The sequence below is a fragment of the Paraglaciecola sp. IT1134 genome, assembly GCF_058068185.1.
This window is the reverse complement of record NZ_CM176486.1, coordinates 4,658,988-4,675,104: the sequence shown is the minus strand read 5'-3', so window position 1 is coordinate 4,675,104 and position 16,117 is coordinate 4,658,988. Positions and strand designations below refer to the sequence as shown.

Here is a 16,117-nt window from a genome sequence, read left to right as displayed (position 1 = left end):
AATACGATGCGTGAGCCTTGGATAAATCGTTTGTGCCAGCATTTAACACCGCCATTTCAAAGCAATACGGTGCTGGCATATTCAGGTTTGCGGCACCAACATCGGTAACGATTTCGCGCTCTTGGTTTTAATTCTCTTTTTATGCTTTTGCACACCAGTCCAGAAATTTTAAGCCAAAGGTTGCAAGCGCGCTTGGACCATTTTATGCGAACGGCTTACTCACAAGCCAAATTGAAGCCTTACAATTGCCGGATTCAGAACCCGATATGTTGATCATTGGTACTGGAATAGATCAGAAATAGCTGTTCGAAGATGCACTAGCAACTGCCAGTTTGATAATGTAGTGGGCATTAACTCCGGCCAATGAACCCAACCTCTTTTCCTTGTAAAAAGGGCAAAGAAAAACCAGTTATCTCCCATCAAGATTTTGAACTTATACCGTTGCTGTGTAAAGCTGAGCAGCAACGGAACGTTGTTCAGAAATCATATTTAACGGTTGAATAAAAGTATCACCCCCCATCACGTTCCAAAAAATAAAGTTGAACTTATCTAGCGAAATGAATAGTCATTTTTCCAACGATGCTTGGTTATTCAATCATATCAGGTTCACATTTTGATATTTAAAACAAAGGGTTAGAGTCTGAGGTATCCCCACGAATAATATATACAAATCAGAAGGATAGTTGAAAAACTGGGGAACATTCATGGCATTTGGTGATCAGATCAATCGCCAAAAATCACTAACCGGTAAACACCATGAATGTAAACACTATCTTGAACAATACGCTGTCACTTGTCACCCTCAATATGCACAAAATGCGTTTTCAGGCGCTTTGTGCATGTGTGCATAGCCTGTTGCACGGTGGCGCTGCCAGCGTGACCGGCAAGGGCCGGAGGATAGATCATAAAGCGTTTGAAAAACATAACATTAAACGCACCGACAGGCTGTGCTCCAATCCACATCTGCTGATTGAGTCGGATCACATTTATACCGCAATATGTTACCTGTTTGGTCGCATCTCATCCCGTCCGATCATATTGGTAGACTGGTCAGATTTAGATGAGCACAAAGGCCATTTTCTGCTGCGTGCATCGCTAGCCTTTGATGGCCGCAGTGTCACACTTTATCAAGAAGTGCATGGTCTTAAAACGAAAGAGAAACCTGCCACTCACAAACAGTTTCTGAGTAAACTGAAAACCATGGTAGGCAAGGATGTTAAGCCCGTCGTTGCGACTGATGCAGGGTTCAAAACGCCCTGGTTCAGAGCGGTAATAGCGCTGGATGGGGACTTCGTAGGACGGACACGAAAACCTAATTTCTATACACTTGATAAAGGCAAAAGTTGGCACAACGTTACGGATTTATATGCCATCGCCACCAGCACACCTAAACTCATCAGTGGCAGTATTAACCGCAGCAATCCGCTTTCCTGTCGACTGATAAGTTACAAACAAAAAAGCAAAGGGCGGCATAACCTAAATCGTGTTGGAGTACCGCGAAAGTCTAAAACATCAAAGACCCATGCCAGAGGCGCCCAAGACCCGTGGTTGCTTAGTACTTCATTGCCCAAAAGTAGTAAATTGGCGAAACAAGTGGTGGCTATTTATCGCACCAGAATGCAGATTGAAGAAGGCTTCAGAGATATGAAAAGTCGCTTATATGGGCTGGGTTTTGAACAAAATAAAAGCACTCTAAAACGCCGACTCACTTTACTAATATTGATTGCCACGTTGGCTAGTTTAGTCCTCATGTTGGTAGGACTAGCCGTTAAAAGTGCCAACCTGCACCGACGCTACCAAGCAAATTCAGTCAAAACCAGAACAATACTATCATTTCATTTTTTAGGCCTACGAGCGGTGGCTGATAAACGATTGAGGTTACACAAGCGGCATTTAAGAGACGCAATAGATTTACTCAAGCAAGGCATTCGGGAGGCTTCAGCAGGTGTCAATTAAATTCGTGGGGATCCCTCAGGGTTAGAGTCGTCAAAAAATTGATCTCAAAATACAATTCAACGTCATTGAAAGCTATTTTGCATAAAACCCGATTTTTAACGTTAACCTTACAAGATAAGAATGTGGAAAAACATAATGGTCTCAAGAAGATAATGAATATCCTATATTAATCCGCGCGTATATTGTTGATAAGTTGTTAAATTAAATCACACATTATGAAAACGTTTATTGACATATTGAAGTGTAGATTTTGAATAAAAGTAGAGCAACTGGAAACTTTTAGAAGCTATATCGTTTCACTACTTATTGGCTTTAGAGTCTATACGTTTTCTGGTGAAACCTAGGTTTTGAAAGGACGACATAGGGCGGCAAACAAATTTGTGAATGCGTTTGCGTTTAGATGTTTGCGGTTTTTAGTTAATGTAAATCAACAGAAATACAGGACACACATAAATGAGACACAATAAAAAATTTAACAAATCATTGCTGACTCGAAGCATTTCAATTCTCCTCTCAAGTGCAGTGCTAATGCCTGCTATGGCCCAAGAAGTGGCAGAGGGTGACGTAGAAGTTATTCAAGTCAGTGGTATTCGCGGCAGCTTAATTCGTGCAATGGATGTAAAACGAGGGTCTTCTGGCATTGTAGATGCTATCTCAGCTGAAGATATGGGGAAATTCCCTGATACTAACCTTGCAGAGTCACTTCAGCGTATTACTGGTGTTTCGATCGATCGCTCAAATGGTGAAGGTAGCAAAGTAACGGTTCGTGGATTTGGCGCAGCCAACAACCTTATTACCTTAAATGGTCGTCAATTACCCAATACCACGGGTGATAGAACTTTTGATTTTGGAAATGTAGCGTCAGAAAGTGTTTCTGGTGTAGAAGTATATAAGACTGCTGACGCAGCCGTCACTTCTGGTGGTATTGGTGCAACCATTAATATATCTACACATAGACCGTTAAGCAGCCCAGGTATTAAAGCGACTATTGGTGCAAAACTTGTCGAAGATACGTCTACAGATAAAGGCAGCACAACGCCAGAAATTAGTGGTTTGTATTCACAAACGTTCGCTGATGACACATTTGGTGTATCCATTTCTGGTAGCTACCAAGAGCGTGAAAGTGGCACGCAAGAATTTATTGATACCCAAGGCTATCGTGGCAGCACATTCGAAAATACAGGCTGGGGTGGCGTACCTGCCGGTGCTGCAGGCGGCACAAATCGTCCTACTTCAGGAATATATTCTACCCCACAACAGCCACGTTATTCGTTCGAAGAGCGTCAACGTGAACGTTTGAACGGGCAATTGGTATTACAGTTCAAACCAACTGATAATATTACTGCGACTCTTGATTACACCTTGATCAAAAATACGATTGAGGAGCAACATACCGATGCTTCTGTATGGTTTGGTTATAACGGCGACCGCAGCGAGTCAGTTTGGACCGATGGTCCAAGTGCCGTACCGCTAATCTATTCTGAGATATATACAATTAACGCTGCTGGTACCGATTACCGCGATACATCTTTAACAGTTGGAGCTTGGGGAGATGAACAAACCACAGACTCAATCGGCTTAAACATAGAATGGCAAGCCACAGATGATCTTTCATTCGAACTTGATCACCATAGTTCAGAAGCCGAAATGAAAGCAACGGATCCTCGCCATGGTACGCGCAACAATATTCAATTGCCTTCTTATACTCGTAATCGCACAGGGTTGGACTTAACGGGTGAATTGCCCGGTATTGCGACCGGCAATATTGAGCAGTTCAATCCACAAACAATACGCCTCTCAGGTAGCTGGTTTGCGAATGATTATTACACCTCTGAAATTGACCAAACGCAATTAACAGGTCAGTACCATTTAACCGATAAATTCAACATCGATTTTGGCGCATCAATTAATACCGTTAATAACCGTTTCCGTCATACTCAAGTTCAGCGTGCTGACTGGGGTGGTGTCGGTGTAGAAGGGGATTTTGCTGGAGTTAATTGGAAAGAAGATACAATTTTAGACAAATTTGAAGCAAAATCAGGTGACTTCTCTGGTACCGCCACTCAAGGTGAATATGATTTATTCGATAGGATCTGGTTTGCTGACTTTGATGAAATTGTAGCCGCAGCTGAACTGGCTGACCCCGTTGCAAACGTGGATACAGTATGGGGAGATTGCAAGGCACCTGCAGGTGGTTCGGCTGGACCAAATGGCGAAGGTCATTTCTGTGCTTCGACTGATTGGGATGCAGAAACCAACCGTTTTACCGAAGAAGAAACCACTGCAGTCTTCATAAAATTTAACTACGACGGCGAAATTGGTTCAATGCCTTTCGATGCTCACTTAGGTTTACGCCAAGAAAGTACCGATATTTATTCTGAAGCGTCAGTGCCAAGTTATAGCAGAGTAGAATGGAATGAAGCGACATCCACCTCGGTTACCGGCCAAAATGGTCTTGCCACACTGAATGAGTCTGCTGACTATAGCCAATTTTTGCCAAGCTTGAATTTCAACATAGAATTGACTGATGATATTGTTTTACGAGCAGCGGCAGGTAAAACTATTTCTCGCGCAGGATATAATTCGTTATTGGGTGGCACTACAATTAATACCGGTGGTACACCAAGTGGATATTCAGGTAATTCAGGTAATCCAGGTCTTAAACCACTGGAATCGAAAAACTTTGATCTATCTTTTGAATGGTATTACGAAGAAGGAAGTTATGCCTCTGTCGGATACTTTAAGAAAAAGGTATCAAATTGGTTAAGCACCGGTACAGTAAATCAGCAGGTATTCAATTTACCTAACCCTTTCGATGGTCAAAAATATGATGCTGCAGTTGCCGCGCTACCCGTTGGCTCTTCACTCGCTGATATTCGTGACTATATCTTTATTAATTATCCAAATGATCCTAATGTAATACCAAATTTTGATACAGACGGCAATTTAGACGGAGGCTCAATTATTGGTGATCCAGCTACTGATAACGTAGTTAATTTTGCCATCCGAGTGCCTATTAACGGTGATAAAGAACACACTATCGATGGGTTCGAATTTAACGTTCAACATTTGTTAGGTGAAACTGGTTTTGGTGGTATCTTCAACTACACCATGGTGGATACCGACCTTGCGTATGACACTTCGTCACTTAACGATACAGAAGCCTTAGTAGGTTTGAGTGATACCGCGAACGCAGTGTTATTTTATGACAAAGACGGTTTACAAGCGCGTATTGCTTATAACTGGCGAGACGAGTTTTTGAGTGAGCGTCGTATTAATAACGATTTAACAATGCCTGTTTTCACTGAGGCGTATGCACAAATCGATTTTAATGTGAGTTACGATGTTCCTCAGGTTGAAGGTCTAACGGTGTTTTTCGAAGGAATCAACATTACTGACGAGTACATTACTCAGCATGGTCGTGAAGAAGCTTTAACTTATCGCCTGACGCAGTCGGGAGCTCGATATAATTTAGGTGCACGATATACGTTCTAATGACTCAATAAATAGTTAATAAAACGTTTAATAGGCCGCTGAGTTTGGTGAATTCATGCGGCCTTTTATGCTATAAAAGTTTAGCGTTGAAAGATAAGTTAGGGTGCCTAGCACAGTGTTTACAATACTCTATGTCCATAAAAACATTGTTCACAAAAATGTCTCTTTCAGCGTAAAAGAAGAGCAGACTATTTGAACACTAAACTTCATATTGATGTATTACTCAAACTTACAGTGTGTGGTGAAGTAGTATGAATAATGTCCTAAGAAAAATAACTATAGTTGGGGGGGGAACCGCAGGCTGGTTAACTGCTGGTGTTATTGCCGCAGAACATAAAGTGGAAAACAATACTGGCATTGCCATTACACTAATTGAATCGGCGGACGTTGCTCCGCTGGGAGTAGGTGAAGGTACTTGGCCTTCGATGCGAAATACGCTTAAAAAAATGGGCATTTCTGAAACAGAGTTTCTTTTACAATGCGATGCAAGTTTTAAGCAGGGTTCAAAATTCAGTGCTTGGTTGCATCGTAACGCAGATTACTACTACCACCCATTTTCTCTACCAAGAGGGCATAACGAATTAGATTTAGTCCCCTACTGGCAACCTCACAGCAATGCAATAAGTTTTGCTGATGCGGTGTGCGTACAAGGGACCCTATGCAGCAATGGTTTAGCGCCAAAACAAATTTCTACTGCCGAATATGCTTTCAATGCTAATTACGGCTACCATCTCGATGCAGGAAAATTTAGCGCTTTTTTGCGAAAACACTGTGTCGAAAAACTGGGCGTAAAACACATTGTCGACCATGTCACTTCTGTCAATTCATCCGAAAATGGTGATATAGCCTCAGTATCCACCAAACAGCATGGAGACATTCATGGCGATCTGTTTGTTGATTGTACGGGGGGAGCCTCTTTGCTGCTGGGTAAACACTTCAATATCAATTTTGTCAGTCAAAAAGAAGTGCTATTTAACGATTCAGCGCTGGCGGTTCACGTGCCGAACAAAACTGAAGAAGATCCTATCGCTTCATTTACTTTATCTACCGCGCAAACGGCTGGCTGGATTTGGGATATTGGTTTGCAATCAAGGCGAGGTGTAGGTCATACCTATTCAAGTTCGCACATTTCAGATGATTTAGCTGAACGTCAATTACGTGAATATCTTGTTCCTTCAATGGGCCAAAACGCAGCGGATGCCGTTGCAGTGCGAAAATTATCGTTTAATCCTGGGCATAGGGAAAAATTTTGGCACAAAAACTGTGTTGCCATTGGTGTATCGGCAGGATTCATTGAGCCTTTGGAGGCTTCAGCGTTGGCCTTGATTGAGCTATCAGCAAAAATGCTGAGCGAAAATTTACCGGCTAACCGTTGTGTCATGGATATTGTAGCCAAACGCTTTAACGATAAATTTTTATATCGTTGGCAAAAAATAATTGAGTTCTTAAAACTTCATTACGTACTGAGTCATCGATCTGATTCAAGCTATTGGTTAGATAACCGAGCGTCAGCTCATGTACCAGAACATCTGCAGGAAATGATTGAGTTATGGAAATATCAAGTGCCAGGTCAATATGACTTAGCCCAAACAGAAGAGTTGTTTCCTTATGCAAGTTTTCAATATGTTTTATATGGCATGAAGTTTATAACCCAGACATTACCTCGACCTAAGAGGCTGGCTCACAGAGAAAAAGCAGAACAATTATTTGAGGAAAATAGACAGCACACCAAGCAGCTTCTGGCTGTTTTACCGACGAACCGTCAATTAATTAACAAAATCAGCCAATATGGGTTATCAAAAATATAGTTTCTGGCTTAAGTATCTGAAATTGGATTAAAAAATGGCAAACCACGTTTTATTAAATAGTATTGAACACAAAGATCTTAAAATTAACACCGCACGCAGTGCCAAATACGGTGACAACCTTTGGTATTGCCAAACGTTTTTCCGAGAGTTTCGCAGTGTGCAAGCCCATTATCCTATTCTATTTAATAAGGATGCTAACACCGGAAAATTTGTATCGGTTGCTTTATTTGGTCTTAAGAGCGAAGAAAACCTTTTTCTGAACGAGGATGGTTGGGACGCCAATTATATTCCTTTAGCTTTGCAGCGCATGCCCTTTTTAATCGGCTTTCAGAATGTAGCCAATGGCGGAACCACCGAAAAACAACGTGTTATTACACTTGATTTGGACTCCCCTAGAGTCAGTAAGGATAAGGGCACAGACTTATTTTTGGAATATGGAGGTAACAGTGAATATTTAGAAAATATTGCCAACATTCTGGAAACCTTGCATCAAGGTTTGCAAGAAAATGAAGATTTTATTAACGCGATAGAATCTTGTGATCTGATTGAGTCAGTGACAATAGATATTGAACAAAAAGATGGCAGTCAACACCAGTTAATGGGGTTTTACACCATTAATGAAGATGCCTTAAATAAGCTTAGTGATCAAAAAATTACTGAATTGCATAAATCAGGCTACCTGCAGGCAGCGTATTTGATGCTGGCTTCACAAGTGCATTTTAGAGACTTAGTTGATAGAAAAAATGCTCGCCTGTAACGATCTCATTGCTAAAGAGAGTTTGTAAACGAGACAATAATGTTAAAAATCACACAAAAAGTAAAAACCCTCGTTGGTTATAGCCCTAACAATATTTCAGTAGAGATGCTGGCTTCAGATGTGCCATTGATTTTAAAAGATTTTTCGGCGGATTGGCCGATAGTTATCGCAGGGCGGAAATCTGCTAAGGCCGCAGCTGATTATTTATTAAGGTTTTATCGGGGCATGCCAATTAATGCCTGTTATCTTGCAGCCCAAGAACGAGGGCGTGTTTACTATAACTCCAATATGACGGGTTTCAATTTCGAATCAAAACAGCAAGATTTAAAGCAAGTATTGCAGGCTATTTTTGCCGAACAAGGTAAAAACGAACCTGCAAGCGTATATGTCAGTTCAACCGGGATAAAGCAATTTCTTCCCGGCTTAGCAGACGAAGCAAAGGCTTCGAGTGCATTGGATGATTCTATTATCAATATTTGGCTGGGAAGTCGCAGTCGTATCGCTGCTCACTACGATTTTGCACAAAATTTGGCTTGCTCAGTTGTAGGACGCAGGCGTTTTACTTTGTTTCCTCCTGAACAAGGTAAAAATCTTTATGTAGGCCCCCTCGATAGAGCTCCGGGTGGGCAAGAAATTAGTACCGTTGATTTTGCGGCTCCAGATTTTAAACAACACCCCAAATTTAGCCAAGCATTGGAAAAAGCCCTGGTTGCTGAGTTAGAGCCAGGAGACGCATTAATACTACCAAGTATGTGGTGGCATCATGTTGAAGGTTTAGATGATTTTAATGTATTGATTACGCATTGGTGGCGCAATAGCTCTGGCTATATGGGGCGACCAACCAACGCACTTTTGCACTCAATCATGAGTATAAGAGATTTACCTCAAGTGCAACGAGATGCATGGAAATGTTTATTCGAACAATATGTTTTTGATTTTAAAACAGAGAATTTTGCACATATTCCTGAAGAAGCCAGAAGTTTTCTAGCAAGTCCAATGGACGAATTATCAGCCCGAAAAATCCGTGCTGATTTGCAAAATAAATTGAGACGATAACAGTCCGATACCAAAAGATAGGCCAAGTACCATGAATGCAGTAAAAAATGTTGTTATAGCCGGTGGCGGCACCGCTGGATGGATGGCCGCCGCCGCCCTAGCAAAATTACTCGGTAAAAATTTAAATATTACCCTAGTCGAATCAGATGAAATTCCCACTGTCGGGGTGGGTGAAGCAACCATCCCCACTCTACATATTTTTCACGATTTGTTAAAAATAAAAGAATCCGATTTTATGGCCGCAACAAACGCTACGTTTAAATTGGGTATTTCATTTGAGAATTGGCGTGACGTCAGTAAAGACTACATTCACTCCTTTGGTTATTTAGGGCAAGGCTGCTGGGCTGCCGGATTTCAGCATTTTTGGATAAAAGGGCAACAACAAGGTTTAGCCAGTGAAATTGGTGATTATTGCCTAGAACACGTCGCTTGCCGCCAAGGAAAGTTTGCGGTGTTACCTAATCAAGATCGCAATCATGCATTTCATATCGACGCTGGTTTATACGCTAAATTTTTAAGAAAATTTTCAGAACAGTACGGAGCAACACGCATTGAAGGTAAAATTGATAGAGTTACGCTCAATGAACAAAACGGCTTTATCCAATCAATTACCCTAGCAAACGGGCAAACAATTGAAGGCGATTTGTTTATTGACTGTACGGGGTTTAGAGGTTTACTCATTGAGCAGGCTCTAAATACTGGCTATGAAGATTGGAGTCATTGGCTACCTTGCGATAGTGCAATAGCCGTGCAGACTGAACAAGTTAAACCCCCAGTACCTTATACTCGTTCAATCGCCCATCAAGCTGGTTGGCAATGGCAAATTCCGCTACAGAACAGAATGGGTAATGGTTTGGTATTTTGCAGTAAATATCTATCTGATGATGAGGCGAAAAAAACGCTGCTAAATAACATCGAAGGTAAACTACTTAACGAACCTAGGGTGATAAAATTTCGCACGGGGACTCGACGCAAACACTGGAATAAAAACTGTGTTGCTGTGGGCTTATCGAGTGGCTTTATTGAACCCCTAGAGTCAACCAGCATCCATTTGATCCAACAAAGTATTATCCGACTCATGTTGTTAATGCCTTCCAAGCAAATGGAAGAGTCAAACATCAACGAATACAACAAAAAAATGCGTTTCGAGATTGATAATATTAGAGACTTTATCATCCTGCATTACAATGTAACCGATCGAACTGACAGCCCATTTTGGCGCTATTGTAAAAGTATGCCAATTCCTGACACCTTGCAGCAACGATTAAAATTATTTGAAGAAAGTGGCCAAGCACACAAAACTGATGGTGAACTATTTGGCGAGACATCGTGGATCCAAGTAATGCTGGGACAAGGGCTTATACCACAAAAGTATCATGCTATTGTGGATATGATGAGCGATAAAGAGCTGAAAGGCTTTTTGGATAATATCAGTTCAACCATAAGCCGCAAAGTGGCTAACTTGCCGAATCACCTGGAATTTATCAAAAATTACTGTCCTATAAGAATGTAGTCTTATTAAATGATCCAAATCAATCGTACAAGCGTACCCAAGGTTGAGTTAATAGGACGGCAGAAGACGCCTGTTATTATTATTGACAACTACGCTGAGGATCTTAGCCCTGTTGTTGAGTACGCGTACTCGGAAAGTGATTTTCAGCCAGATACGCAGACCTACTACCCAGGTGTGCGCTCAAAATTACCTAAAGAATACGTGGTTGCGTGCCTAAAGCCGATTATGCAAGGGCTTTACTCTGTATACCAAATACCCAAAGAGTTGAAACCAACGCCAAAAAGTAATTATTTCTCTCTGATCACGACTCAACCAGATGAACTGACTTTGGTGCAGTCAATTCCGCATATAGACACGCCCAAGCCTTATTTTTTTGCAGTATTACATTATTTGCATGATGCAAGACACGGGGGCACCGGTTTTTTTCGGCATAACCCAACTGGACTGGAACGGATCAATGCTCATCAGGAAGTGGATTATTTTGAAGCAGCCAATCGTTTTTTGCACGATTATCAAAAGCCCACTGGGTTTTGTAATACCAGCTCTGCGCATTACCAGCTGTATCATCAAGTAGACTATACCGTGAACAGGCTCGTTATTTATCCGGGCAACTTATTACATTCTGTAATCGTTGATGTAGAACGAGATATCAGTGCTAAGCCATCAAACGGAAGGTTAACCGCGAATATGTTTATCGAATTTAGTTGAATCCCTCTATACGCTCTTGCCGTGCTCTCGCATGCTTATAAATTTCTACTTTTTTTGACTCTATCCAGTCAGCCGTTTTTTGATTAAAACTTTTGAAGTGACTCGTCATTAAATGTTGATCAAATGCTCTGCCTGACCCGTAGATTTCATACAAAAATACTTCCTTGTGGTTTTCTTGACTCGTGCACACATCAAAGTAATAACAGTCAGATTCTAGATTTAAAGAATCGTTCGCTTGTTTTTGTACGGCTTCCATAAATTGAGATTGGAAAGTCTCTTTAACGATGAATTTTACGGTAACTACAAACATAAATTTCCTTAAGGTTTTGTGTTTTGTCTTAGGTGGTTTATTTGACTGTCGGTCAATAGTCGAGGAAGCTTTGTGCTTAGCACAAAGGCTAACTTACAACTCTCTTCTAATTCCTCCATCCCATAGAAACATGCATCAATAGTTTGGGCAGATACAATCGGCCCATGGTTAGCCATGATGACGCCAGCATGCTTTGTTGCGACTTTGCCTACTGCCACTGCCAAACCAATATCGCCGGGAGCAAAATAAGGTACACAAGCAATTGTCCCCAAGCGCATTGTTAGATACGGAGTATAAGTGGGGACGCAGTCAGCCAGATTATCCAAAGGCAAGCAAGACCACGCTGTTGCGTAAGTGGAATGCAAATGAATAATACAGTTATCTAGGGGGCGTTTATCGTACATTGCCTTGTGTAAGCTGAACTCTTTAGAGGCCTTACTACCGCGGATTAAATTACCTTGATGATCGATAACGGACAGCTCATCCTCTTGTAAAAAACCGAAACAAGTATTGGTCGGAGTGATGACCCAGCCGCTGTCAATGCGAACACTCATATTCGCGGATGCTCCAGAGGTTAAGCCCCGCTTGAAAATAGAGCGGGCGTATTGGACAATTTTTTGTTTTGCGGTTTTTTCATCTATCGGCATGTGAGTTTCTCCAGCGTAGTTTGAAAGAAAGTTTGATCACCAAAATTACCTGATTTCAATGCCAGATTGATGATAGGGGGTGCTATGGAATGTAATATAGGAACACCGGGGCTAACACTCTGGCCAATTTCGAAAGCATGTATATGTAAACGCTTCACAATGGCCCCCGAGGTTTCACCGCCAGCAACAATAATGTTTTTAAAACCAGCCTTAATACAGTCTTCACCCAGTTTAGCTAAGGTCCCTTCTAGTAACACTTGGGATTTTTCAAAGCCTATTTCACTTTGTACCTTATTGACTACTTCTTTCGAGGATGTGCTGTAAATTAAGGGTGCTGCAGATTTATTTTGCAGGGCCCATTCGAGTATTTGCTCATAGGTTTGGCTTTGATTTAGCAGTTTAAAAGGGTCGATATAAAGTGCTGGGTGTGTTTGTTTGTAATCAGCCACTTGCCGCTGGGTCATGGCAGAACAGCTGCCACTGAGTATCAGTGTCGGCCCATCCGTCTGTCGCACTGTGTTTTTTGCTGAATTAGCTACCCAGCCATATTGAGAAAATTCACTAGTGAGATTGGTTGCTAAACCTGAGCCGCCAGTGATGAGGGTGAATGTTTCTACATTTCGGCCAATGCGTTCTAAATGCTCGGTACTTAAGGTATCCAGTACGAGATATCGATAATTTTGCGCGGCTGCACGTAACGCTGCCTTAAAAGAGACCTCATCTCCTTCGATACAATGATAGGGAATGTTTATCGCTTTACCTTGCCCCTGAGCTTCAATAAGCCGTACCACCGAGGAGTCTTGCATGGGCGTTAAAGGGTGATCTTTTAAGGGACTCTCGTTTAAGGGGGCATCACCCACAAAAAGATGGCCCATGTATACCGTTCTGCCATTAACAGGTAGTGCCGGACAAATAATCGTACTTGATAGTTTTAAGGCATCAAGCAGCGCGTCTATTACCGGGCCAATATTGCCTTTAGGCGTTGAGTCAAATGTTGAGCAGTATTTAAAGTAGAACTTGCGACAGCCCAAGCCTTGCAGCCAGTGTAAGGCGGCGAGCGATGTTTCAACTGCAGCACGAGCGTCTACAGTACGTGTTTTTAGCGCGACGACTATGGCGTCATAACCATCTAGCTCAAGCACATAGTCAAGGGGAATACGGTTGATCTGTAGGGTTTTTAAACCACTATTAACCAGAAAGCTGGCTAAGTCCGACGCCCCCGTAAAGTCATCAGCGATACAACCGAGAATGGGTTTCTGCAGGTAATTATTCATAACGCATTGTTCCATCTAAATGACGATTACCAAAAAAATATATTGACTTCGTAACGTCAGTAAATTTAAATTAATGTATACATTGATTTAAGATTAACTTATACATTGTTTGTTTTGCAATACTTATCTCCACTAAAATTACACTTAAATCAGCTGCAATGACGCAGGGTTAAATCAGCTTAGAAACGAGATGGTTGCCAGTACCGGCAATCTATAGGTATGGCTGATTGGCAAGGTAAGTGGCGGATAAATTGAGCAGCGTAAGCGACGGCAAAAAAATTTAAAAAACACATTGTCAAACGACGATGAAATTCTAGTTGTGATGATTAAAGCGTCTCGATTAGCAAACATTTACATTTAATAACTTAGGATGATTGAGGCTAACATGAGCGGTAAAACACAATTTACGATTACAGTATTTCCAGGTGACGGTATTGGCCATGAGGTTATGCCACCTTGTATTGATTTATTGAACAAAGTGGCGGAAAAAGTGGGTGGATTTTCTTTGAACTTCAGCTCTTTTGAGGCTGGTGCCGCATTCTACAAAAAGACAGGTGTATCTCTTCCTGATGAAGCTCTTGAACACGCCAGACAATCGGATGCCACCTTATTAGCCTGCATGGGTATGCCAAGTATTCGTTATCCCGATGGCCGGGAAATTGCGCCGCAGTTGGAATTACGCGAAAAACTTGATCTCTTCGCTGGTGTTCGACCGGTTAAAACCCTACCTGGTCTGCCTTTACCGCTGCAAGATGAGCGTGCTAAAAATCTAGACTTTGTATTAATCCGCGAGAGTACCGAAGGTCTTTTTGCCAGCCGTAATAACTTCATCATTAAAGGTGAAGGGGCCGATGAAGCCGCTTTTGATACACAAAAAATTAGCCGTAAAGGGTGTGAGCGCTTGTTCGATTTTGCGTTTAATTTTGCAAAAAGAAGAAAACATAAAGGCTATACAGGGAAGGTGACCTGTGTGGACAAAGCGAATGTGTTAGGTTCGTTTTATTATATGCGCCAAATTTTCGATGAAATGGCCAGCAAGCACACTGATATAGCAGCAGACCACGTGTATGTTGATGCAGCGGCGTTGCAGATGGTTAGCAAACCGTGGATTTTTGATGTCATGGTAACCGAGAATATGTTTGGTGACATTCTATCTGATCTTGGTGCTGGTTTGATGGGTGGTATGGGCATGGCACCGTCTGCGGATATTGGTGAAAACAATGCTGTATTTCAACCTTGTCATGGCAGTGCACCAGACATTATTGGTCAGGGCAAGGCGAACCCTACCGCGATGTTTTTATCTAGCGCGTTAATGCTGGATTGGTTAGGGAGTCAATATGATAACGCGGCGGCAATTCAGGCTGGGCTCTTAATAAATTCCGCCGTTGAGAATGCTTACGCAAGTTCGAATATTCTCCCCTATGAACTAGGTGGTGCCTGTGGAACTGATAAAATCACCCGCAGTATTATGGCAGAGTTAGACAAGCTATAAACCGCAGTTGTGGCTAGTGACAGATTGTTCATAAATGTCACTAGTCATTGTTGTAGCAAAGTCTTCACTTAGGTAACGACACGGAGAATTATTATGCTAAGAACCTTACTTATATTTTTGTTATCTTTTCTATTTATCAGCGCTGGGGCAGATGCACAACAGCCCTATCCAAAGCGACCGATCACAACAACTGTTGTTTGGTCAGCTGGTGGCGGTACTGACGCGGCAAATCGGGTGATAATGGCTGAAATGTCGAAAGAACTCGGTGTGCGGATCAATGTTACCAATATAACGGGTGGCATCTCTGGTTCAATCGGCATGAGTTCCACTTTAAGAAAACGCCCTGATGGATATAATTTGGTTGGTCTGGCAAGCTCAAATGTATCCGCTGCGGTTAATGGTGGATGGAAAGAGAAATTTGAGGTGTGGTATCCCTTCATAGTGGGTAGTTCTCCAGATGTAATATCCGTTAAAATGGACTCTCCTTACCATTCACTTGCCGAACTGATCGCTGCGGCTAAAGCCGCTCCCGGCAGTCTCAGTGCAGGTGCAGGGGGCTTGGGCAGTAATCATCATCTACATCTACTGGAACTCAGTAAAATAGCAGGCATAGATATAAGCTTTATCCCTTATCCGGGCTCAGCGCCTTCGCAAACCGCGGCGATAACCGGCGAGGTTGATTTAGTTATAACCTCCATGGCAGAACAATCTCAATTAATTCGAGGCAACAAACTAAGACCCTTAGCTATGCTGCATCCAGAATCCTTTGAGATGCATGATGGCAAGAAAATTCCTAGTGCCTTTGTGGATTTCCCTGAGTTATCTAAACACCTACCTATTAGTCAAGCCATTGGTTTTGCTGTTAATAACCAGGCTTCAACTGTGGTTAAAGACCAACTCGCTGCAGCCTTTAAAAAGGCGATGGCTTCATCTGCTGTTAAAGACTGGGCACGACTGAACTATTATCAGCTAAGTGGTGTGTATGGTGAGGCTGCACAGCAAGAGTTTGCTCGCTTAGAGTCGCTTTTTGCTTGGTCTTTGGAAGCGCTGAATGCCAACAAGGTGTCACCTGAAACACTCAATATTCCGCGACCAAATTGA

12 protein-coding genes are annotated in these 16,117 nt (G+C 42.1%); 9 read left to right on the top strand and 3 right to left on the bottom strand.

Annotated elements, in window-relative coordinates; translation table 11 throughout:
• Positions 1-756 precede the first annotated feature (756 nt).
• From AC3RV5_RS20285 to AC3RV5_RS20255, 7 genes are all read left to right on the top strand, one after another.
• Positions 757-1,956 carry an IS4 family transposase gene (locus tag AC3RV5_RS20285; protein ID WP_489729383.1) on the top strand — a complete coding sequence of 400 codons (1,200 nt, stop codon included), beginning with the start codon at positions 757-759 and terminating at the stop codon, positions 1,954-1,956.
• 453 nt (positions 1,957-2,409) lie between these two features.
• Complete coding sequence (locus AC3RV5_RS20280; RefSeq protein WP_489729382.1) at positions 2,410-5,451, top strand: TonB-dependent receptor; 3,042 nt, start codon at positions 2,410-2,412, stop codon at positions 5,449-5,451.
• 251 nt (positions 5,452-5,702) lie between these two features.
• Positions 5,703-7,259 (top strand): tryptophan halogenase family protein, encoded by a 1,557-nt coding sequence (locus AC3RV5_RS20275; RefSeq protein WP_489729381.1) that lies wholly within the window; start codon positions 5,703-5,705, stop codon positions 7,257-7,259.
• A 34-nt stretch (positions 7,260-7,293) separates the two neighbouring features.
• Positions 7,294-8,016, top strand: coding sequence for a SapC family protein (locus AC3RV5_RS20270; protein ID WP_489729380.1), 723 nt, complete (start codon positions 7,294-7,296; stop codon positions 8,014-8,016).
• Positions 8,017-8,055: 39 nt separating this feature from the next.
• Positions 8,056-9,072: a cupin-like domain-containing protein gene (locus tag AC3RV5_RS20265; RefSeq protein ID WP_489729379.1), complete on the top strand. Its 1,017-nt coding sequence runs from the start codon at positions 8,056-8,058 to the stop codon at positions 9,070-9,072.
• Positions 9,073-9,103: 31 nt separating this feature from the next.
• Positions 9,104-10,585, top strand: a complete 1,482-nt coding sequence (locus tag AC3RV5_RS20260; RefSeq protein ID WP_489729378.1) for a tryptophan halogenase family protein — start codon at positions 9,104-9,106, stop codon at positions 10,583-10,585.
• Between the two features lie 9 nt (positions 10,586-10,594).
• Complete coding sequence (locus AC3RV5_RS20255; protein ID WP_489729377.1) at positions 10,595-11,293, top strand: DUF6445 family protein; 699 nt, start codon at positions 10,595-10,597, stop codon at positions 11,291-11,293.
• Here AC3RV5_RS20255 and AC3RV5_RS20250 read toward each other — a convergent pair.
• The 3 genes from AC3RV5_RS20250 to otnK are packed head-to-tail and all read right to left on the bottom strand — an operon-like array spanning position 11,286 to position 13,524.
• Positions 11,286-11,603 carry a putative quinol monooxygenase gene (locus AC3RV5_RS20250; RefSeq protein ID WP_489729376.1) on the bottom strand — a complete coding sequence of 106 codons (318 nt, stop codon included), beginning with the start codon at positions 11,601-11,603 and terminating at the stop codon, positions 11,286-11,288. The genes AC3RV5_RS20255 and AC3RV5_RS20250 overlap by 8 nt on opposite strands.
• An 8-nt stretch (positions 11,604-11,611) precedes the next feature.
• Positions 11,612-12,250 (bottom strand): class II aldolase/adducin family protein, encoded by a 639-nt coding sequence (locus AC3RV5_RS20245; RefSeq protein ID WP_489729375.1) that lies wholly within the window; start codon positions 12,248-12,250, stop codon positions 11,612-11,614.
• Positions 12,241-13,524 carry a 3-oxo-tetronate kinase gene (gene otnK / locus AC3RV5_RS20240; RefSeq protein WP_489729374.1) on the bottom strand — a complete coding sequence of 428 codons (1,284 nt, stop codon included), beginning with the start codon at positions 13,522-13,524 and terminating at the stop codon, positions 12,241-12,243. Before otnK ends, AC3RV5_RS20245 begins: the two co-directional genes overlap by 10 nt.
• A 385-nt stretch (positions 13,525-13,909) precedes the next feature.
• Here otnK and AC3RV5_RS20235 point away from each other — a divergent pair, with 385 nt between their 5' ends.
• Together AC3RV5_RS20235 and AC3RV5_RS20230 are read left to right on the top strand one after the other, a co-directional pair.
• Positions 13,910-15,016: an isocitrate/isopropylmalate dehydrogenase family protein gene (locus AC3RV5_RS20235; protein WP_489729373.1), complete on the top strand. Its 1,107-nt coding sequence runs from the start codon at positions 13,910-13,912 to the stop codon at positions 15,014-15,016.
• A gap of 93 nt (positions 15,017-15,109) precedes the next feature.
• On the top strand, positions 15,110-16,117 hold the full coding sequence (locus AC3RV5_RS20230; RefSeq protein WP_489729372.1) for a tripartite tricarboxylate transporter substrate binding protein: 1,008 nt from the start codon (positions 15,110-15,112) through the stop codon (positions 16,115-16,117).